Source organism: Micromonospora aurantiaca ATCC 27029, from assembly GCF_000145235.1.
Classification (GTDB): domain Bacteria; phylum Actinomycetota; class Actinomycetes; order Mycobacteriales; family Micromonosporaceae; genus Micromonospora; species Micromonospora aurantiaca.
In genome coordinates this window covers 3,148,786-3,166,429 of record NC_014391.1, presented here as the reverse complement: position 1 = coordinate 3,166,429, position 17,644 = coordinate 3,148,786, and the positions used below count along the sequence as shown (strand labels likewise).

Annotated in this window: 18 protein-coding genes; 13 read left to right on the top strand and 5 right to left on the bottom strand. The window is 74.0% G+C overall.

All coding sequences use genetic code 11. From position 1 onward, the window contains the following. Window positions 1-261 precede the first annotated feature (261 nt). On the bottom strand, window positions 262-654 hold the full coding sequence (locus tag MICAU_RS13855) for a DUF2267 domain-containing protein (protein ID WP_013285943.1): 393 nt from the start codon (window positions 652-654) through the stop codon (window positions 262-264). 148 nt (window positions 655-802) lie between these two features. On the opposite strand from MICAU_RS13855, the gene MICAU_RS13850 reads away from it, so the two are divergent. Both MICAU_RS13850 and MICAU_RS13845 read left to right on the top strand, forming a co-directional pair. Further along, entirely contained in the window at window positions 803-2,917 is a 2,115-nt protein-coding gene (locus MICAU_RS13850) for a molybdopterin-containing oxidoreductase family protein (RefSeq protein WP_013285942.1), read from the top strand. A 94-nt stretch (window positions 2,918-3,011) separates the two neighbouring features. Beyond that, window positions 3,012-3,716, top strand: coding sequence for a CBS domain-containing protein (locus MICAU_RS13845; RefSeq protein ID WP_013285941.1), 705 nt, complete (start codon window positions 3,012-3,014; stop codon window positions 3,714-3,716). 47 nt (window positions 3,717-3,763) lie between these two features. Here the strand turns inward: MICAU_RS13845 and MICAU_RS13840 are convergent, their stop codons facing one another. From MICAU_RS13840 to MICAU_RS13830, 3 genes are read right to left on the bottom strand one after another with little or no spacing between them, the layout of a single operon-like run. Next, on the bottom strand, window positions 3,764-5,101 hold the full coding sequence (locus MICAU_RS13840) for an MGH1-like glycoside hydrolase domain-containing protein (RefSeq protein WP_013285940.1): 1,338 nt from the start codon (window positions 5,099-5,101) through the stop codon (window positions 3,764-3,766). After that, window positions 5,098-5,916 carry a sugar phosphate isomerase/epimerase family protein gene (locus MICAU_RS13835; protein WP_013285939.1) on the bottom strand — a complete coding sequence of 273 codons (819 nt, stop codon included), beginning with the start codon at window positions 5,914-5,916 and terminating at the stop codon, window positions 5,098-5,100. Before MICAU_RS13835 ends, MICAU_RS13840 begins: the two co-directional genes overlap by 4 nt. After that, on the bottom strand, window positions 5,916-6,953 hold the full coding sequence (locus tag MICAU_RS13830) for a zinc-binding dehydrogenase (RefSeq protein WP_013285938.1): 1,038 nt from the start codon (window positions 6,951-6,953) through the stop codon (window positions 5,916-5,918). The genes MICAU_RS13835 and MICAU_RS13830 overlap by 1 nt, the downstream gene beginning before the upstream one ends. 121 nt (window positions 6,954-7,074) lie before the next feature. On the opposite strand from MICAU_RS13830, the gene MICAU_RS13825 reads away from it, so the two are divergent. Genes MICAU_RS13825 through MICAU_RS13805 form a run of 5 tightly spaced genes read left to right on the top strand, consistent with a single transcriptional unit; the run spans window position 7,075 to window position 11,551 of the window. After that, window positions 7,075-8,466: an ABC transporter substrate-binding protein gene (locus MICAU_RS13825; protein ID WP_013285937.1), complete on the top strand. Its 1,392-nt coding sequence runs from the start codon at window positions 7,075-7,077 to the stop codon at window positions 8,464-8,466. Continuing rightward, the gene (locus MICAU_RS13820) at window positions 8,463-9,422 is read left to right on the top strand and encodes a carbohydrate ABC transporter permease (RefSeq protein ID WP_013285936.1); all 960 of its coding nucleotides are present in this window, start codon (window positions 8,463-8,465) and stop codon (window positions 9,420-9,422) included. Before MICAU_RS13825 ends, MICAU_RS13820 begins: the two co-directional genes overlap by 4 nt. Continuing rightward, window positions 9,422-10,288: a carbohydrate ABC transporter permease gene (locus tag MICAU_RS13815; RefSeq protein WP_013285935.1), complete on the top strand. Its 867-nt coding sequence runs from the start codon at window positions 9,422-9,424 to the stop codon at window positions 10,286-10,288. Before MICAU_RS13820 ends, MICAU_RS13815 begins: the two co-directional genes overlap by 1 nt. A 22-nt stretch (window positions 10,289-10,310) precedes the next feature. Then, window positions 10,311-10,913 (top strand): phosphatase PAP2 family protein, encoded by a 603-nt coding sequence (locus MICAU_RS13810; RefSeq protein WP_013285934.1) that lies wholly within the window; start codon window positions 10,311-10,313, stop codon window positions 10,911-10,913. A 32-nt stretch (window positions 10,914-10,945) separates the two neighbouring features. Then, window positions 10,946-11,551 (top strand): class I SAM-dependent methyltransferase, encoded by a 606-nt coding sequence (locus tag MICAU_RS13805; RefSeq protein WP_013285933.1) that lies wholly within the window; start codon window positions 10,946-10,948, stop codon window positions 11,549-11,551. Between the two features lie 39 nt (window positions 11,552-11,590). Here the strand turns inward: MICAU_RS13805 and eccB are convergent, their stop codons facing one another. Further along, entirely contained in the window at window positions 11,591-13,000 is a 1,410-nt protein-coding gene (gene eccB / locus MICAU_RS13800; RefSeq protein ID WP_013285932.1) for a type VII secretion protein EccB, read from the bottom strand. Window positions 13,001-13,258: 258 nt separating this feature from the next. Here eccB and trxA point away from each other — a divergent pair, with 258 nt between their 5' ends. The 6 genes from trxA (at window position 13,259) to MICAU_RS13770 (ending at window position 17,581) form a co-directional block, all read left to right on the top strand. Then, window positions 13,259-13,609, top strand: a complete 351-nt coding sequence (gene trxA / locus MICAU_RS13795) for a thioredoxin (protein WP_013285931.1) — start codon at window positions 13,259-13,261, stop codon at window positions 13,607-13,609. 53 nt (window positions 13,610-13,662) lie between these two features. Beyond that, the gene (locus tag MICAU_RS13790; RefSeq protein WP_013285930.1) at window positions 13,663-13,932 is read left to right on the top strand and encodes a metal-sensitive transcriptional regulator; all 270 of its coding nucleotides are present in this window, start codon (window positions 13,663-13,665) and stop codon (window positions 13,930-13,932) included. Window positions 13,933-14,070: 138 nt separating this feature from the next. After that, entirely contained in the window at window positions 14,071-15,471 is a 1,401-nt protein-coding gene (locus MICAU_RS13785) for an MBL fold metallo-hydrolase (protein WP_013285929.1), read from the top strand. A gap of 85 nt (window positions 15,472-15,556) precedes the next feature. Next, the gene (locus tag MICAU_RS13780) at window positions 15,557-16,141 is read left to right on the top strand and encodes a rhodanese-like domain-containing protein (protein ID WP_013285928.1); all 585 of its coding nucleotides are present in this window, start codon (window positions 15,557-15,559) and stop codon (window positions 16,139-16,141) included. Beyond that, window positions 16,138-17,034, top strand: a complete 897-nt coding sequence (locus MICAU_RS13775; protein WP_013285927.1) for a sulfite exporter TauE/SafE family protein — start codon at window positions 16,138-16,140, stop codon at window positions 17,032-17,034. Before MICAU_RS13780 ends, MICAU_RS13775 begins: the two co-directional genes overlap by 4 nt. Continuing rightward, a complete protein-coding gene (locus tag MICAU_RS13770) occupies window positions 16,973-17,581 on the top strand; it encodes a class I SAM-dependent methyltransferase (RefSeq protein WP_013285926.1) in 609 nt (202 codons plus the stop codon). Before MICAU_RS13775 ends, MICAU_RS13770 begins: the two co-directional genes overlap by 62 nt. Window positions 17,582-17,644 lie beyond the last annotated feature (63 nt).

Below are 17,644 nucleotides of genomic sequence, written 5' to 3'. Positions count from 1 at the left end.
CCCCAGGACTTCACATTGGAAGCAGAATATGGCTCGATCCGTGCGCCGGAAGAGCGGCGATGAGGCTTGAGCCGAAGAGGGGACGGCACCTTGGAACCTCGGACGGAGGAATTCGTCCGATCATCCCTCTAGCGCGTAGACGTTTTTCAGCGTACGTGACAACCGACAAATTATTTTACGGTGAAAATACTTCCAGGCCGTGGAATCTTTCGCCGCGACGGCCTCGGTGCCGCAGCTCGACCCGGATCGCGGGGAGCCTGCTCAGACATCGTACGGCGGTCGTGGGATGGGGTCCACCATGGCGTCGAAGCCCTTCGGGAGCTGCGCGACGAGGTCGTGGAACTCCCCCACCGTCACCGTGTCGCGCAGCGTCGCGAGCACCGCGACGGCACCCACCTCGGCGACCGCCGGGTCCACCGCCGCGCGTTCGGCCACGCGGTACAGGAAGTCGACAGCGCCACCGGTGGTGGCGGTGCCGGCGGGCTCCAGATAGCCGCCCACGTCGTCCGGCAGCTGCGCGGCCAGGTCCGTCGTCTCGTCCGCGGTGATCCGGTCGGCGAGGGTCTGCAACACGGCACGGGAGACGGTCGCGGCCTCGTCAGCGGGCAACTCGGCCCGCCGCGCCACCGCCTCGACGAACAGGGGGAACCGCATCCCACCCCTCCCCTCGCCGCCGGCGGGCACCACGCCCACAGCGGTCGGCCCCGGCGGGTACCCGCCCCCACCCCGGCCAAACGCCCCACCCACCGGGAGGCGGAAAAGCCGGAGGGCAGGTGGCCGGTCGCGTCGGTAGCATCCGCCCATGGCCCCCGTCACGACCCACCCCGGCGCCTGCCCGCTGGACTGCCCGGACACCTGCGTCTGGCAGCTCACAGTCGACGACGGCCGGGCGGTCGCGCTGCGCGGCGACCGCGACCACCCGTTCACCAGGGGCGCGCTCTGCGGCAAGGTGAACCGCTACCTGGACGCGGTGAACGGGCCGGACCGGCTCACCACGCCCTGGGTCCGCACCGGCCCGAAGGGCACCGGCCGGGTCGCGTACCGGCCGGCGAGCTGGGACGAGGCCCTCGACCGGGTGGCCGCCGGGCTGCGCGCGAGCATCGAGCGGGACGGCCCGGAGTCGGTGCTGCCCTACTACTTCGCCGGCACGATGGGCCTGGTCCAGGGCTGGACCATGGGGCCCCGGCTCTTCGCCCACCTGGGCGCGTCCCGCCTGGACACCACCATCTGCACGGCCGCGGCGCGGGCGGCGCTGCGCTCGCTCTACGGCGCCTCGGTCGGCTTCGAACCGGAGTCGATCGTCGAGGCGAACCTGATCGTGCTCTGGGGCGCCAACCCGCTCGTCACCAACCTGCACCTGTGGCCGTTCGTGCAGCAGGCCCGCGAGCGCGGCGCGTACGTGGTGACGATCGACCCGCTGCGCACCGACACGGCGGCCCGCAGCGACGAGCACGTCGCGCCGCTACCAGGCACCGACGCGGCGCTCGCTCTCGGGCTGATGCGGCACGTCCGCGACGCCGGGGCGGCCGACGAGGCGTGGCTGGCCGCGCACACCACCGGCTGGCCGGAACTGCGCGCCCGGCTCGACGACTGGCCGGTGGAGCGGGCCGCCGCCGAGTGCGGCCTGCCGGCCGGGACGATCCGCCGTCTCGGTGAGCGGATCGCCACCGCCCGGCCCACAGCGGTACGGGTCGGGCTGGGCCTGCAACGGCACCACGGCGCCGGGCAGGCGATCCGGGCGATCTGCGCGTTGCCGCTGGTCACCGGCGACTTCCGGTACCCCGGCGGCGGGGCGCTGGTGACCACCAGCGGCCACCACCGGGTCGACAACGGCCCGGTGATCCGGCCGGCCGGCATGCCCGCCCCGCCGGCCCGGTCGCTGAACATGAGCCGGCTGGCCGCCGTGCTCACCGGGGAGGCCGACCCGCCTGTCACCTCGCTGGTGGTGTTCAACGCCAACCCGGCGGCGACCGCCCCGGACCAGGCCCGGCTGCTGACCGGGCTCGGCCGCGCCGACCTGTTCACAGTGGTGCTGGAGCAGCGCTGGACCGACACCTGCGACTACGCCGACGTGGTGCTCCCGGCCACCATGCAGCCCGAGCACCTGGACCTCCAGACGTCCTACGGGCACCACTACACGACGCTGAACCTGCCGGTCACCCGCGCGCCGGGCGAGGCGCTGCCGAACACCGAGATCTTCCGGCGGATCGCCGCCGCGCTCGGGATCGACCACCCGGCGTTCCGGGACAGCGACGAGGACCTGGCCCGGCAGTTGCTGGCCGACGCCCCGATCACGTATGAGGAGCTGCGTGAGCGCACGTACGCCCGGCTCACCGGTGTGCCGGTGGGTTCCGCGCCGTACGCCGAGGGCGGTTTCCCCACCCCGGACGGGCGGGCCCGGCTGCACGACCCGGCGCTGGCCGCGCTCGGGGTGGACCCGCTGCCCGGATACACGCCACCGGCCGAGGCGGCCGACCCGGAGCTGGCCCGCCGGTTCCCGCTGACGCTGCTCACCCCGGCCAACCGTTACCTGATGAACTCCACGTTCGCGTCGCTGCCGTGGCACACCCGCCTCGCCGGGCCGCCCCTGGTGCACCTGCACGCGGACGACGCGGCGGCGCGCGGGCTCGCCGACGGCGACGCGGTACGGGTGCACAACGACAGGGGCGCGTTCCTCGCCGCGGTGGCGGTGGACGAGGCGACCCGGCCGGGGTGCGCGTTCACGTACAAGGCGTACTGGGCGCGACGCAGCCCGGGGCGGTCCACCGTCAACGCGGTCACCGGCGTCCGGGACACCGACCTGGGCGAGGCGCCCACGTTCCACGACTGCCGGGTGGAGGTCGAGCCGGTGCCGGCCGAGTTGCTGACCGCCGAGCCGCCCCTCGACGAGGTCGCGGAGCCCGTCGCGGCTGGGTGATTCGGGACCTCCGGCCCCCTGACCTGGTCTTTGCGCCCCTGCTCCGGCCCGTCGCCGCCGCCTAGCGTCGGAGGCGGACACAGGGAGGTTCGCCATGCGTACGTGGCAGGTGCAGGACGTGATGACCAGGGACGTGGCGTCGGTACGGGAGGGCACTGACTACCGGGAGATCGTCGACGTGCTGACCGAGCGGCACGTCACGGCGGCGCCGGTGGTGGACGAGACCCGCCGGGTGCTGGGCGTGGTGTCCGAGGCGGACCTGATGTACAAGGTGGAGTTCCTGGGCCAGCCCCAGGAGCGGCGGATCCTGCCGGACCGGCACCGCCGCGAGGCGCGGGCGAAGGCCGGCGCGACGCTCGCCGCCGACCTGATGACCGCTCCCCCGGTCACCATCACGCCGGACGCGACGATCGTGGAGGCGGCCCGGCTGATGGACGCGCGCGGCGTGAAGCGGCTGCCGGTGGTGAACGACCTCGGCCGGCTGGTCGGCATCGTCACCCGCGGCGACCTGCTCAAGGTGCACCTGCGCCCGGACGCCGGCATCCGGCGGGACGTGGTCGAGGAGGTGCTGTGGCGCAGCCTCGGCGTCCGCGACGGGGTGGTGGACGTGACAGTCGACAGGGGCGTGGTGACGCTCACCGGCCAGGTGGAGTGCCGGTCCACCGCGCAGCTCGCGGTCCGGCTGACCCGGCAGGTCAGCGGCGTGGTCGAGGTGGTCGACGCGCTCGGCTACGCGATCGACGACGCGCCGATGTCGGCGCTGCGCATCGGCGGCGCCACCCCGGCCGGCATCGCCTGAGCCCTGGACGGCCCGGTGGGCGCCGGCGTGCCCGGCGCCCGCCGCTGTCACTCCTGGGCGAGCGCGTCCAGCACCAGCGCGGCGGTCCAGCTGAACGCCGGTGAGCCGAGACCGGCGCCGGTGTCCGGGTGGAAGTACTCGTGGCAGCCGGCCCGGTCGACCAGGTCGAGCAGCGACTCGCGCAGCCCGGCGGCCAGGTCGACGCGGCGGTGGGTGCGCAGTCCCTGCCAGAGCAGCCAGCCGGTGTTGATCCAGCTCGGGCCGCGCCAGTAGCGCAGCGGCTCGAAGTCCGGCGCGGTGCGGTCGTACGTGGGCAGCGGCCGGTCCATCCGGGCGGCCAGCCCGAAGCGCGGCGAGCACGCCTCGGCCAGCAGCGCCGACACCTGTGCGGCGGGCAGTTCGGGCAGCGCCAGCGGCATCAGCCCGAGCACGGTCCGGGCCGGCACGAGCCGGTCGGCGCGCACGTCGCGGGGACGGAACGTGCCGGCGACCGGATCCCAGAGGCGGGTGACGAGCGCCTCGGTGATCCGGGCACCCCGGTCGCGGTGCGGCCCCGGGTCGGCGCCGATCACAGCGGCGATGCGCGCGAGTGCGTACTCGGAGACGCCGAGCGCGGCGTTCACCAGTGGGCACTCCACCAGGAACGGATGCCGTCCGAGCAGGCCCTCGTCCCGGTAGCGGCCGGCCCGGTAGCTCTCCACGAGCGCGACGTACCGCGCGTAGTCCAGGTCGGTGGGACGCTGCGCCGCGTCGGCGTGCGCGGTGTCGTGCCGGCGGTACGCGCGCATCACCGCCTCGTCGGCGGGCACCCCTGCGAGCGGCGCGTCCCAGGCGGGGCTGTTGTCCAGTCCGGACTCCCACGGGTGCACGATCGACGCCAGCCCGCCGCCCCCGGCGTCTCGCCGGCCGGTCAGGTAGCGCTGCTCCGCGACCAGCCTCGGGTAGAGCCGCCGCAGCGCGGCCACCGACGCCTCGCCGGGCGCGCGGCGGTGCACCAGCCAGGCGGCCGGGGCGTGCACCGGCGGCTGGACGATCCCGGAGGTGGCCCGGGCCGGTGAGCCGTCGGCGCGGGCCGAGTCCCAGAACTGCGGCCCGGGGAAGTACGGCCCGGCGCGCGAGGCCGGGTTGAACACGATGTGCGGCACCCGCCCGTCGACCCACTGCGCGGCGAACAGCGTGCGCAGCTCCCGCCAGGCCCGGTCGGGGCGGACGTGGGCCAGGCCGATCGCGATGAACGCCGAGTCCCAGCTCCACTGGTGCGGGTAGAGCGTGCGCGAGGGGACCGTGTGGTCGTGTTCCCAGTTGGCGTCCAGGGTGGCCAGCGCGAGGCGGCGCAGCCGGGCGTGGCGGTCGGCGTCGGCGCGTACCCCGGTGGTCAGCGTCATGCGGCGGCCCGCCGGGGACGGGCCTGGGCCAGCGCGGTGGCGGCCTGGCGCAGCGCGGCGACCGGCTCGCCGCGCAGCCGGCACTCCAGCGCCAGCCAGCCGGTGTAGCCGATCGCGTCGAGCGTGGCCAGCAGCGCACCCCAGTCCAGGTGCCCGGCGCCGGGCTGGTGCCGGTTGGAGTCGCTGACCTGGACGTGCCCGAGGTACGGCGCGGCGGCGCGCAGCGCGGCCTGCGGATCGTCCTCCTCGATGTTCATGTGGTACGTGTCGGCGGCCACCCGCAGCGCCGGTGACCCGACCGCGCGGCACAGCTCGACCGCCTGGTCGAGCCGGTTGACCATGTGGTCCTCGTACCGGTTGAGCGGTTCCAGGAACACGGTGACCCCCTCGGCGCGGGCGTGCCCGGCCAGCTCGCCCAGGGCGTCGACGAGCACCCGCCGGTCGCCGTCGGCCGAGCGTGGTGGTTCGAACGGCGGCAGCCGGCGGGAGAACATGCCCCACGCGGCGGGGGTCATCGCACCGACGCCGCCCAGCTCGGCGATCACCGACAGCTGGGAGCGCAGGTTGTCCACCGCGTCGCGGGAACGGGCCGGGTCGAAGTCGCCGATGAAGTGGTCCATCTCGACGCAGACGGTCGGCATGACCACGCCGGCGGCGCGGGCGCGGCGCAGCTCCGGCAGCCGCCGGGCCAGGGCCAGGTCGCCCCGCCCGCGCAGCTCGATGCCCTGGCAGCCGAGGGAGACGGCGAGGGCGTACTTCTGGATCAGGTCGGCGCCGGGAAGCAACTGCTCCTGGCACGAGAGCGGAATGTCCATCAGAACCTCAGCACCACTTGGAGGACGTCACCGTCACCGCGGTCGAGCAACGCCAGGGCGTCGGCCACCGCGCCCGCGTCGACGACGTGGCTCACCAGCGGCAGCGGGTCGACGCTGCCCTCGGCCACCAGGTCCATGAAGGTGTGTGCGATCCGCGTCCCGGACCACCGGCCGGCCGTGCCGGGTGCCGGGTCCGGCCCGGAGACCTGGGCGGCCACGAGCTGGATCCGGTTGTGGTGGAACTCCTCGCCGAGTTCCAGCCCGTGGGCGTACCCCTGGTAGAAGCCGGCCGCGACGACGCGCCCGGCGTGCGCGGTGGCGCGGATCGCCTCGTGCAGCGCCGGGTACGACCCGGACAGCTCCAGGCACACGTCGGCGCCCCGGCCGTCGGTGGCGGCCCGCAGCGCGGCGGCGGGCGAGTCGGCGGCGGCGTCGACCACCCGGCGCGCGCCGAGCCGCACGGCGTGCGCGAGCCGGCCGGGCATCCGGTCGACGGCGACGACGCGGGCGCCGGAGAGTGCGGCCAGGCGCGTGCCGAGCAGCCCGATCACGCCCTGCCCGAACACGCCCACCCAGTCGCCCAGGTGCAGGTCACCGGCGAGCACGGCGGTCAGCGCGATGGCACCGGGCCGGGCGAACACGGCGGCGAGCGGGTCGAGGCCCGGTGGCAGCGGATGCGCGGCCGTCGCGGGGAGCACGGCCTCGGCGCGGTGCCCCCAGATCCCCCAGACGAGCTGGCCGGGCCGTCGCCCGGCCACGTCGGGGGCGACCTCGACGATCTCGCCGACCTCCTCGTAACCGAAACCCACCACCGGGTACGCGGGCGCGGCCTGGCGGGGCACGAACATGCGGGAGCCGGCGTCCCAGTCCTTGCGCAGTCGCGGGTTGCTGCCCCGGTAGAGCGTCAGTTCGGTGCCGGCGGAGATGCCCGAGTAGCGGGTGCGGACGCGGACCTGGCCCGGACCGAGCCGGTCGGTGGGGCAGGGCTCCAGGCGTACGTGCCCGGGCCCGGCCAGAGAGACAACCCAGTTGCTCATGGCGTCGCTCCGAGTGAAGTGCCGACCCCGATTCTAACCCAAAAAATGGGCATATGTGATTCGATTGATGAATCGATGGGTATTAGCGGCAGGCCGTGCTCTTTCGAGAGGAGTGCCACCGATGTCATCACCCTCCACGCGGCGGCTCGCAATCAGCCTGATCCTGGCACTGGCCGGGACCGGCGTGGCCGCATGCAGCAACGACGGGCAGAAATCCGACAGTTCGCAGATCACCGTCTGGAGCCTGGAAGACGTGGCGGACCGCGTCGCCGCCACCAAGGCGATCATCGCCGACTACACCGCCAAGACCGGCGTCAAGGTCAACCTGGTCACCGTCAACGAGGACCAGTTCCCGTCCCTGATCGCCTCCAGCGCCGCCGCCGGCGACCTGCCCGACGTGGTCGGCTCGGTCTCACTGGCCGGGGTGCGCACGCTGTCCGCCAACGAACTCCTCGACGCCGACGCCAACGCCGCCGTCGTCGGCCGGCTCGGCCGGGACACGTTCACGCCCCGCGCGCTGGAACTCACCAGCGACGGCGGCACGCAGCTCGCCGTACCGAGCGACGGGTGGGGCCAGCTGCTCGTCTACCGCAAGGACCTGTTCGCCGCCGCCGGCCTGCCGGCGCCCGACACGTACGAGAAGATCGCCGCCGCGGCGGCGAAGCTGAACACCGGCGGCGTCGCCGGCATCACCGCGGCCACCTCCCCCGGTGACGTGTTCACCCAGCAGACGTTCGAGCATCTGGCGCTGGCGAACAACTGCCGGCTCACCGACGACTCCGGCACTGTCACTCTGGACTCCCCCGAGTGCGTCGAGGCGTTCCGCTTCTACGGCGACCTGATGTGGAACAACTCCGTCAAGGGCGCCCAGGACGTCGACACCACCCGGGCCACCTACTTCGCCGGCAAGGCGGCCATGCTGATCTGGTCGCCGTTCATCCTCGACGAGCTGGCCGGGCTGCGCGCCGACGCCCGGCCGACCTGCCCGCAGTGCCAGTCCGACCCGGCCTGGCTGGCGAAGAACAGCGGGTTCGTCACCGCGATCAAGGGCCCCAACGGCACCGAGCCGGCCCAGTACGGCGAGGTCAGCTCCTGGGCGGTGCTCGACGGCGCCGCCGACCCGGCGAAGTCGTTCGTGGAGTACATGCTCTCCGACGGCTACCCGCGCTGGTTCGGCATGTCCCCCGAGGGGCGTTTCCCGGTGCGCACCGGCACCCCGGAGGACAAGCAGAAGTTCCGGACCGCCTGGAACACCAGCCCGGCCGGGGTGGACACCAAGAAGCCGCTGTCGGAGGTCTACGGCGAGGACGTGCTCGCCACGCTGCGGCGCAGCCCCGACACGTTCCAGCGCTGGGGCCTGACCGAGAACCAGGGCAAGCTCGTCGGCGCCATCCTCGGTGAGCTGCCCGTACCCAAGGCGCTGGCCGACGTCGTCGGCGGCAGGTCCGACGCCCGCGCCGCCGCCGAACGCGCCCGCAAGGACGTCGAAGCGATAGCCAAGGGCGTCAATTGACCACCACCGCGCCGGAGGCCGGCCGCTCCCCCGCGCCGGAGCGACCCCGCCGACCCGGCCGACGCCCGCTGACGCTGCGCCGCCGCGAGTCCCGCGCCGGGCTCGCGCTGGTCACCCCGACCCTGCTCGTCGTGGTCGCGGTGATCGGCATACCCATCGTCTGGACGGTGGTGCTGGCCTTCCAGCGGGTACGCCTGGCGACGCTGCGCAAGACCGGCCTGTTCGGCGAACTGACCCTGGACAACATCGACCGGGTGCTGCACACGCCCGGGTTCGCCGACACGCTCTGGACCACTGTGCTCTACAGCGTCGGCGGCACCGCCGGCTCGATCGTGGTCGGCCTCGCGGCGGCGCTGGCCGTACGCGGGCCGTTCCGGGGCCGCACGCTGGTGCGCGCGTCGATGCTGCTGCCGTACGTGGCGCCGGTGGTCGCCATGACGTTCGTCTGGCAGGTGATGCTCGACCCGCAGCTCGGCATCGTCAACGACTGGGGGCGGCGGTTCCTCGGCTGGGACTCCCCGGTGCCGTTCCTGTCCCAGGAGTCCACCGCGCTCTGGACGGTGATCGCGTTCGAGGCGTGGCGCTACTTCCCGTTCGCGTTCCTGTTCCTGCTGGCCCGGCTCCAGGCGGTGCCCGGCGAGCTGGAGGAGGCCGCCCGGGTCGACGGTGCGACACCCACGCAGCGGTTCCGGCACATCCTGCTGCCACAGCTCATGCCGGTGATCGCGCTGATCGGCGTGCTCCGCTTCATCATGACGTTCAACAAGTTCGACGACGTCTATCTGCTCACCGGCGGCGCCGCCGGCACCGAGGTGGTCAGCGTCCGGGTCTACCAGTTCCTCACCGCCCGCACCGACATCGGCGCGGCCGCCGCCCAGGCGGTCGTGCTCGCCGTGGTGCTGCTCGTGTTCGTGGCGATCTACCTGCGCTTCTTCGGCGCGCGACGGGAGGCGTGATGGACCGGGACCGGATCGAGACGGTGAGCCTGCGCTGGCTGCGCCGGCTGGTGATCGCCGGGTTCCTGGTGGTCACGCTGCTGCCGTTCTGGTACATGCTGGTGCTGTCGGTACGCCCGATCGAACGCCTGCTGCTCGAACCCGGCTCGCTCTGGGTGCCGTTCGGCGAGCTGACCGTCGCCACGTACGCCGAGGTGCTGAAGTCCGTCTCCGACGGCGGCCAGGGCTTCCTCACGTTCATCCGCAACAGCGGCCTGGTCGCGCTCGCAGCCACCGCGCTCACCCTGGTGATCGCCATCCCCGGCGCGTACGCGGTGTCCCGTCTGCGGTTCTTCGGCCGCCGGCAGGTCAGCGCGCTGTTCCTGGCGGTCTACCTGTTCCCGTCCATAGTCATCGCGATCCCGCTGTTCGTGGTCTTCACCCGGGCCGGGCTGCGCGGGTCGCTGACCGGGCTGGTGCTCGTCTACATCTCGCAGACGCTGCCGGTGTCGGTCTACATGCTGAAGAACTACTTCGAGACCATCCCGGTCAGCCTGGAGGAGTCCGCGGCGATCGACGGCGCCGGCCGGCTCGGCATCATCCGCCGGGTCAGCCTGCCCCTCGCGGCGCCGTCGGTGATGGCGGTCGCGCTGTACGACTTCATGATCGCCTGGAACGAGTACCTGTTCGCGCTGCTGTTCCTGGTCGACCGGCCGGACCGGTGGACCGTGTCGCTGGGGCTGTCCCTGCTCGCCGACGGCGTGGAGGTGCCCAAGACCGTGCTGATGGCCGGCTCGGTCATCCTCACGCTGCCGATCGTGGTGCTGTTCTTCGCCGGGGAACGCCTGCTCACCGAGGGACTCACCAGCGGAGCCGAGAAGGGCTGAGCATCCGTGCCAGGATGATCGGGTGCGAGCATCACGGGAGCGCCGGGCCGGCGCGCGGGCGGCCCGGCTGCTCACCGAGGCGCTCGCCCCGACCGTCCTGGTCACCGCGCTGCCGCTGATCGCCGCCGCCCGGGTCAGCCGCTCGGCGGGCCAGTTCCTGCTCTGGGGCGGCATCGCGCTCACGTTCTGCGCCGTCATCCCGATCGGTGTGCTCGTGCACGGCGTACGCCGGGGACGCCTCACCGACCGGCACGTCGGCGACCGCACGCAGCGGGCCCGGCCGCTGTCGATCGGGCTGGCCTCGGTCGCGGCCGGGTTGCTGCTGCTGGCGGCGGTCCGCGCGCCGGCCGAACTGTTCGCCGTGATCGTCGTGGTCTTCGTGGTCGGCGCGGCCTGCGCGCTGGTGAACCACTGGTGGAAGCTGAGCATCCACGCTGCGGTGGCCGCCGCCACCGTCGCCGTGCTGGTGCCGCTGGCCGGCCCGGCCGCGAGCCTCGGCTGGGTGCTCGTCGCGGCCGTCGGCTGGTCCCGGGTACGGCTGGGCGACCACACCTGGCCGCAGGTGCTGGCCGGCGTCGCGCTGGGCGGGCCGCTCGCCGCCGGCACGTTCCTGGCGCTCGCCTGACCCGTTGCCACAAGATCAGCTACGGTGGCCCCATGGCCAAGCCGACCCGCTGGGTGACCGACACGAAGCCCGGCCACTCGCAGTGGTACGTGGACCGGTTCCGTCAGCTCGCCGCCGAGGGCGCCGACCTGTCCGGTGAGGCGCGGCTGCTCGACGCGCTCGTACCGCCGGGCGCGCGTGTCCTGGACGCCGGCTGCGGCACCGGCCGGGTCGCCGCCGCGCTCGCCGCGCGCGGGCACGACGTCGTGGGCGTGGACGCCGACCCGACGCTGGTCGAGGCGGCCCGCGCCGACCATCCCGGCCCCCGTTTCCTGGTCGCCGACCTGGCCGAGCTGGACCTGGCCGCCCAGGGCGAGGCCGAGCCGTTCGACGCCGCGGTGCTGGCCGGCAACGTGATGGTCTTCGTCGCCCCCGGCACCGAGCGCGACGTGCTGGCCCGCGTCGCCGCGCACGTGCGCCCGGACGGCCTGGTCGTGGTCGGCTTCGGCACCGACCGCGGCTACCCGGTGGCCGACCTGGACGCCGACGCGGTCGCCGCCGGGTTGCGCCCCGAGCACCGCTTCGCCACCTGGGACCTGCGGCCGTGGCGGGACGACGCCGACTTCGCGGTGAGTGTGCTGCGCCGCCCCGCCGGCTGACCGCCGCTCTTTCTCCCCAACGGATCGCGCGCTCGGCGCTCAGGCGGGCGCGGCGACCGTGCGGGCGGCCTCCGGGTCGAGCGGGCTACCGGCCGGCAGCAGGTCCACCAGGCCCGCCGGCAGCCGCGCCGGGCGCACGCCCGCGTACCCGAGCATGCCCGGCACGTCCGCGCCGGTCAGCGCGTACCGCCGGCCCAGGTCGGTGACCACGCAGATCGCGCCGCCGGTCGCGCCCGGCGCGGGCACCGCCTCCACGAGCGCGCCGCGTCCCGGCTCGACCACCACCGCGTCGGCGAGCCCGGCCCGGCCGCCGGCTGTCCGCGCGGCGGCGTTCGGGTCCGGCGCGGTGACGCCCAGGCGCAGCTCGCGGACGCCTGTGTCGTCGGCGGCCCGCGCGCAGAGCGCGCCCTCGTCGGTGGCCAGCCGGGGCGGTACGGCGGGCGGCGCGCTCGCCCCACCGGGCACCAGACCGGGGAGCTTCGGCAGCGCGGCGAACCGGCCGAGCGTGATCGGTTCCGGCTCGCCCTGGCCGGTGCGGGCCAGCAGCAGCGCCGCCTGCAACTCGGTGATGCCGGCCAGCCCACCGCGCTTGGCGACCGCGTACTGCCGTCCGCCGCCGGAGTTGCGCACCAGGTAGACGTCGCCCACCGTCGCACCGGTGACCCGCTCGGACGGCTCGCCGAGGTCGTCCAGCGGCGGCGGGGCCAGGTCGGCGCCGGCCGGCAGCGTGTTCAGCAGCGCCGCCGCCACCGGCACCGCCCGCTCCCGGGTGGCGGCGAGCGCGGCGAGCACCCGGTCCGTGTCGCGCAGCAGGTAGCGCCGGTCGTGCCAGAGCAGGTGCAGGCCGCCGTCCGGGTGCAAGGCGAGCAGGCCCTGGTCGCCGAGCGCACGGCCGCCGGCGGCCTCCCGCCCGATCAGCAGCACCGAGCGTGCCTCGCCGCGCCCCGCCGCCGGACGCCCGGTCTCGCCGCGCCCGGCCTCGTCGCCCGCCACCGAGCAGAGCGTCCAGGCGTCGCGGACGAGCCGGTTCGGCGCGGGCAGCGAGTCCGGCGCGTCGGCGATGCCGAGCGGCAGACCGCGCGGCACCCCCTCGATGGCGCGGCGGCTGACCAGCACCGTCTTCGGCCGCTCCGCCCCGATGATCAGCAGCGCGGAGGCGTAGTTCGACACCGGGTGCAGCTTCTCATCGCGGTAGACGAATCGCGCGCCCGACTCCTTCTCCACGATCACCGCGCCCGTCTCGCGCCACGAGTCACCGCCGCCGGTGAACAGGCCGTAGAGGGCGACGCCGCCGAGCGCGATCGCCGCGACCAGGACGCTGGCCAGACCGGCGCCGGCCAGCCGGCGGAACGGGGACTGCGGCGGGTCCGTCTCCCGCATGACGAGCGCGGCGACCGCCCGCTGGACGGTGAACTGGTACGAGTGCAGCTGGTCCTGCCGCGACGCCATCGTGTCCCTTCCGCCGGGATCGCCGGCGCACAGGATAAGCGCTCCGTCGATGTTCCGGCGACCCTGCGTGTCCCTCACTGACCCTCAGTTGTCGGCCCGCTCCGCCAGTACGCCGAGGTGGCTGGATCACACCCATCCGGACTACACCACCTCCCCGACCTGGAGTCGATCAAGGCAGCGGCCCGGCACCACCCCCCGGAATGGATACCCCCGGGGGTGTGTTACACATGCCGGAACCCGAAACCGACGGAGGTACTGATGGCGAGCGTGGCGTTGACCACCACCGACTTCGCGGAGACCGTGAACCGGGACGGCATCGTCCTGGTCGACTTCTGGGCCGGCTGGTGCGGCCCGTGCCGCGCGTTCGCGCCGGTCTACGAGAAGGCCAGCGAGCAGCACCCGGACATCGTCTTCGGCAAGGTCGACACCGAGGCCGAGCAGGCCCTGGCGGCCGCCGCCCAGATCCGGTCGATCCCGACACTGATGGCGTTCCGGGACGGCGTGCTGGTGTTCGCCCAGCCGGGCGCCCTGCCGACGGCCGGACTGGAGGAGCTGATCCGGGCCGTGCGCGACCTCGACATGGACGAGGTCCGGGCCAAGACCGCCTGACGGGTGGCGGCACTGGTACCCCCTGGGGTATCTTCGAGCGCAGGAGGTACGACGTGAATCTTCGACCGGAGATGACAGGCGAGGCGCTGACCCGGCTCAAGCGGGCCCGGGGGCAGCTCAACGCCGTCATCGAGATGATGGAGAACGGCGAGGACTGCCGCGCCGCGCTGACCCAGCTCGCCGCGGTCTCCAAGGCCATCGACCGGGCCGGTTTCAAGATCATCGCCTCCGGCATGCGCTACTGCGACGCCGCCCGCCAGGCGGGCGAGGAGCCGGAGATGACCGAGGAGGAGCTGGAGAAGCTCTTCCTGTCCCTGGCCTGACGACGCCCGCCTGACCGGCTGAGTCCCGCCCGCGCCGTGTGACAGCGACGCGGGCGGGTAAACACCTGCCTGGAGACCCAGGCTGCAGACTGTCCCACGCATACCCCCGGGGGTATATAGGCAATGAGAGGAAACGGCATGACTCTCGACGTGTCCGTCATCACGACCTCCTCGCTCGGCGACCGCAGCTACCTCGCCTCCGACGGCCGGGTGGCGATCGTGGTCGACCCGCAGCGCGACATCGACCGCGTCCTGTACCTGGCCGGCGCCAAGGGCGTACGGATCACCCACGTGGTCGAGACGCACATCCACAACGACTACGTCTCCGGCGGCCTGGAACTGGCCCGGATCACCGGCGCGCAGTACCTGGTGGCCGCCGCCGACACGGTCGAGTTCGACCGGACCCCGGCCACCGACGGCGACACCGTGCCGGTGTCCGACACGATGCGGCTGCGGGTGATCGGCACCCCTGGTCACACGTTCCACCACCTGTCGTACGCGCTCGACGAGGCCACCGACGGCGGCTGGACGGCGGCCGGCGTGTTCACCGGCGGCTCGCTGCTGTTCGGCACCACCGGCCGTACCGACCTGCTCGGCCAGCAGTACGCGCACGAACTGGCGCACCACCAGTACGCCTCGGCGCGCAAGCTGGCCGACCTGCTGCCCGACGGCGCGCAGGTCTGGCCCACGCACGGCTTCGGCAGCTTCTGCTCGGCCAGCCAGGCCGACGCCCCCGAGTCGACGATCGGCCGGGAGAAGGAGGCCAACCCGGTGCTGCGGCTGGCCGCCGACCAGTTCGTCACCGAGACGCTGGCCGGGCTGGACGCCTACCCGGCGTACTACGCCCACATGGGCGTCGCCAACGCCGCCGGTCCCGCCCCGGTCGACCTCACGCCGGTGGCCCGCGCCGACGCCGACGAGCTGCGCCGTCGTATCGCCGCCGGCGAGTGGGTGGTCGACCTGCGCCACCGCAAGGCGTACGCGGCCTCGCACCTGGCCGGCACCGTCAGCCTCGGCCTGGACGGGCCGATGTCGACGTGGCTCGGCTGGCTGATCGAGTGGGGTGTGCCGATCACGTTCCTGGCGCAGACCCCGGAGCAGGTCGCCGACGCCCAGCGGGAACTGGTCCGCATCGGCATCGACCGTCCGGCCGCCCAGGCCACCGGCGAGCCCGAGCAGTGGACCGGCGACCCGTCGCAGCTGCGGGAGCTGGCGGTGGCCGACTTCGGCGCGCTCGCCGCCGCGCAGGCCGGGAAGACCCCGGCCGGGCTGCCCGAGCCGCAGGTCGTCCTCGACGTGCGGATGACGAACGAGTGGAAGGCCGGGCACATCGACGGTGCGGTGCACGTGCCGCTGCCGGACGTGCCGAAGCGGCTCGCCGACATCCCCGCCGGGACCGTCTGGGTGCACTGCGGCTCCGGCTACCGGGCCACCGCCGCCGCGTCCCTGCTCGCCAACGCCGGCCGTGACGTGGTGCTGATCGACGACTCGTACGGCCGGGCCGAGGAGGCCGGCGTACGCATGGCGCCCACCGCCTGACCTCTCCCCGAGCGCCCGGCCGGCGTGTCCCTACGCCGGCCGGCGCCCGATCCTGCCCGAAAACACCCCGTGAAGGAGACAGAGCATGACCACGACCACCCCCACCACCATCGACGCGGCGACCCTGCGCGAGCTGATCGCCGCCGGCCGTACGCCCCGGATGCTCGACGTGCGCACGCCCGGTGAGTTCGAGGCGGCGCACATCCCCGGCGCGTACAACGTGCCGCTGGACCTGCTCCGGGAGCACCGCGCGGAGCTGCGCAGCCACCTGGACGAGGACGTGGTGCTGATCTGCCGCTCCGGCGTCCGGGCCGGCCAGGCCGGTCAGGCGCTCGGCACCGTCGGCCTGCCCAACGTGAAGGTGCTCGACGGCGGCATGCTGGCCTGGCAGGCCACCAACGCGCCGGTCAACCAGGGCCGCCCGCGCTGGGACCTGGAGCGCCAGGTACGCCTCGTCGCCGGCTCGATCGTGCTCGCCGCGATCGTCGCGTCGGTGTTCGTGCCCGGCCTGAAGTGGGTCGCCGCGTTCATCGGCGCGGGCCTCACGTTCGCCGCGCTCACCAACACCTGCGCCATGGGCATGCTGCTGAGCAAGCTGCCGTACAACCGCGGCGCGAGCTGCGACCTCGACACGATCGTCGGGCAGTTGCGTGACGGGAGCCGCAAGTGACGACTCTCGTCCTGACGCTGGCCGGCGCGGTGCTGATCGGCGTGACGCTGGGCCTGCTCGGCGGCGGCGGGTCGATCCTCGCCGTGCCGCTGCTGGTCTACGTCGCCGATCTGCCCGCCAAGGAGGCGATCGCCACCTCGCTGCTGGTCGTCGGCGTGACCAGCGCCGTCGGCGTACTGCCGCACGCCTGGGCGAACCGGGTCCGCTGGCGCACCGGGCTCATCTTCGGCGTGGCCGGCATGACCGGCGCGTACGCGGGCGGCCGGCTGGCCGAGTTCGTCCCGGCCGGCGTCCTGCTCACCGGGTTCGCTCTGATGATGCTCGCCACCGCGGTCGCGATGCTGCGCGGCCGCCGGTCCGCCGAGGGCCGCCCGGTGCCGCACGAGCTGCCGATGCTGCGGGTGGTCGGGGACGGCGTGGTCGTCGGCCTGGTCACCGGCCTGGTCGGCGCGGGCGGCGGCTTCCTGGTCGTGCCGGCCCTGGCCCTGCTGGGCGGGCTGCCGATGCCGATCGCGGTCGGCACCTCGCTGGTCGTCATCGCGATGAAGTCGTTCGCCGGCCTGGCCGGCTACCTGTCCAGCGTGCAGATCCACTGGGGTCTGGCCACCGGGGTCACCGCCGCCGCCGTCGTCGGCAGCCTGCTCGGTGGCCGGCTCGCCGGCCGGATCCCGGCCGACCTGCTGCGCCGGGGGTTCGGCTGGTTCGTCGTGGTGATGGGCGTGTTCGTGCTCGCGCAGCAGTTGCCGCCGCTGTGGGGACTCGCCGTGGGAGCGCTTGCCGTGGCCGGTACGGTCACCATGGCGGTGTGGGGCCGCCGGAGGAGGGAACACAGTGGACAGCAGCGCCTGGGACAGCCGGTACGCCGACACGCCCGGACTGGTGTGGAGCGCTGAGCCCAACCGTTTCGTGGTCGAGTCGGTCACCGGGCTGACCCCCGGGTCAGCGCTGGACATCGCCGCCGGCGAGGGCCGCAACGCGGTCTGGCTGGCCGGTCAGGGCTGGCGGGTCAACGCGGTGGACTTCTCCACGGTGGCCGTCGACCGGGGGCGGGAGCTGGCCGCCGCGCGGGGCGTGACCGTCGACTGGCGGGTCGCGGACGCGACCGCGTACCGGCCGGTGCCGAACAGCTACGACCTGGTGCTGATCAGCTACCTGCACCTGCCCGCGCCGGAGTTCGCCGGGGTGCTGGCCGCGGCGAAGTCCGCGCTGCGCCCCGGCGGCACGCTCGTCGTGGTGGGCCACGACCTGGCCAACCTCTCCGGCGGCATCGGCGGCCCGCAGGACCCGGACGTGCTGATCACGCCGGAGTCGGTGGTCGACGGGCTGGCCGGGCTGCGTGTGCAGCGGGCCGAGACGACCCGCCGGCCGGTCCCGGCCACCGACGGCGGCACAGTCGACGCGCTGGACACCGTCGTGGTGGCCACCCGCCCCGCCGACTGACCGCCGTCCGCCCCCGTTTCGCCGGGCCGGGCCGAGCCCCGGCCGGTAGCATCCGGGGACGGA

What these genes read in the sequence shown, in the direction of transcription:
- MICAU_RS13855 (WP_013285943.1), bottom strand. Translation starts at nt 654, where the DNA reads ATGCGGTTCCCCCTGTTCGTCGAGGCGGTGGCGCGGCGGGCCGAGTTG.
- MICAU_RS13850 (WP_013285942.1), top strand. Translation starts at nt 803, where the DNA reads ATGGCCCCCGTCACGACCCACCCCGGCGCCTGCCCGCTGGACTGCCCG.
- MICAU_RS13845 (WP_013285941.1), top strand. Translation starts at nt 3,012, where the DNA reads ATGCGTACGTGGCAGGTGCAGGACGTGATGACCAGGGACGTGGCGTCG.
- MICAU_RS13840 (WP_013285940.1), bottom strand. Translation starts at nt 5,101, where the DNA reads ATGACGCTGACCACCGGGGTACGCGCCGACGCCGACCGCCACGCCCGG.
- MICAU_RS13835 (WP_013285939.1), bottom strand. Translation starts at nt 5,916, where the DNA reads ATGGACATTCCGCTCTCGTGCCAGGAGCAGTTGCTTCCCGGCGCCGAC.
- MICAU_RS13830 (WP_013285938.1), bottom strand. Translation starts at nt 6,953, where the DNA reads ATGAGCAACTGGGTTGTCTCTCTGGCCGGGCCCGGGCACGTACGCCTG.
- MICAU_RS13825 (WP_013285937.1), top strand. Translation starts at nt 7,075, where the DNA reads ATGTCATCACCCTCCACGCGGCGGCTCGCAATCAGCCTGATCCTGGCA.
- MICAU_RS13815 (WP_013285935.1), top strand. Translation starts at nt 9,422, where the DNA reads ATGGACCGGGACCGGATCGAGACGGTGAGCCTGCGCTGGCTGCGCCGG.
- MICAU_RS13805 (WP_013285933.1), top strand. Translation starts at nt 10,946, where the DNA reads ATGGCCAAGCCGACCCGCTGGGTGACCGACACGAAGCCCGGCCACTCG.
- eccB (WP_013285932.1), bottom strand. Translation starts at nt 13,000, where the DNA reads ATGGCGTCGCGGCAGGACCAGCTGCACTCGTACCAGTTCACCGTCCAG.
- trxA (WP_013285931.1), top strand. Translation starts at nt 13,259, where the DNA reads ATGGCGAGCGTGGCGTTGACCACCACCGACTTCGCGGAGACCGTGAAC.
- MICAU_RS13785 (WP_013285929.1), top strand. Translation starts at nt 14,071, where the DNA reads ATGACTCTCGACGTGTCCGTCATCACGACCTCCTCGCTCGGCGACCGC.
- MICAU_RS13780 (WP_013285928.1), top strand. Translation starts at nt 15,557, where the DNA reads ATGACCACGACCACCCCCACCACCATCGACGCGGCGACCCTGCGCGAG.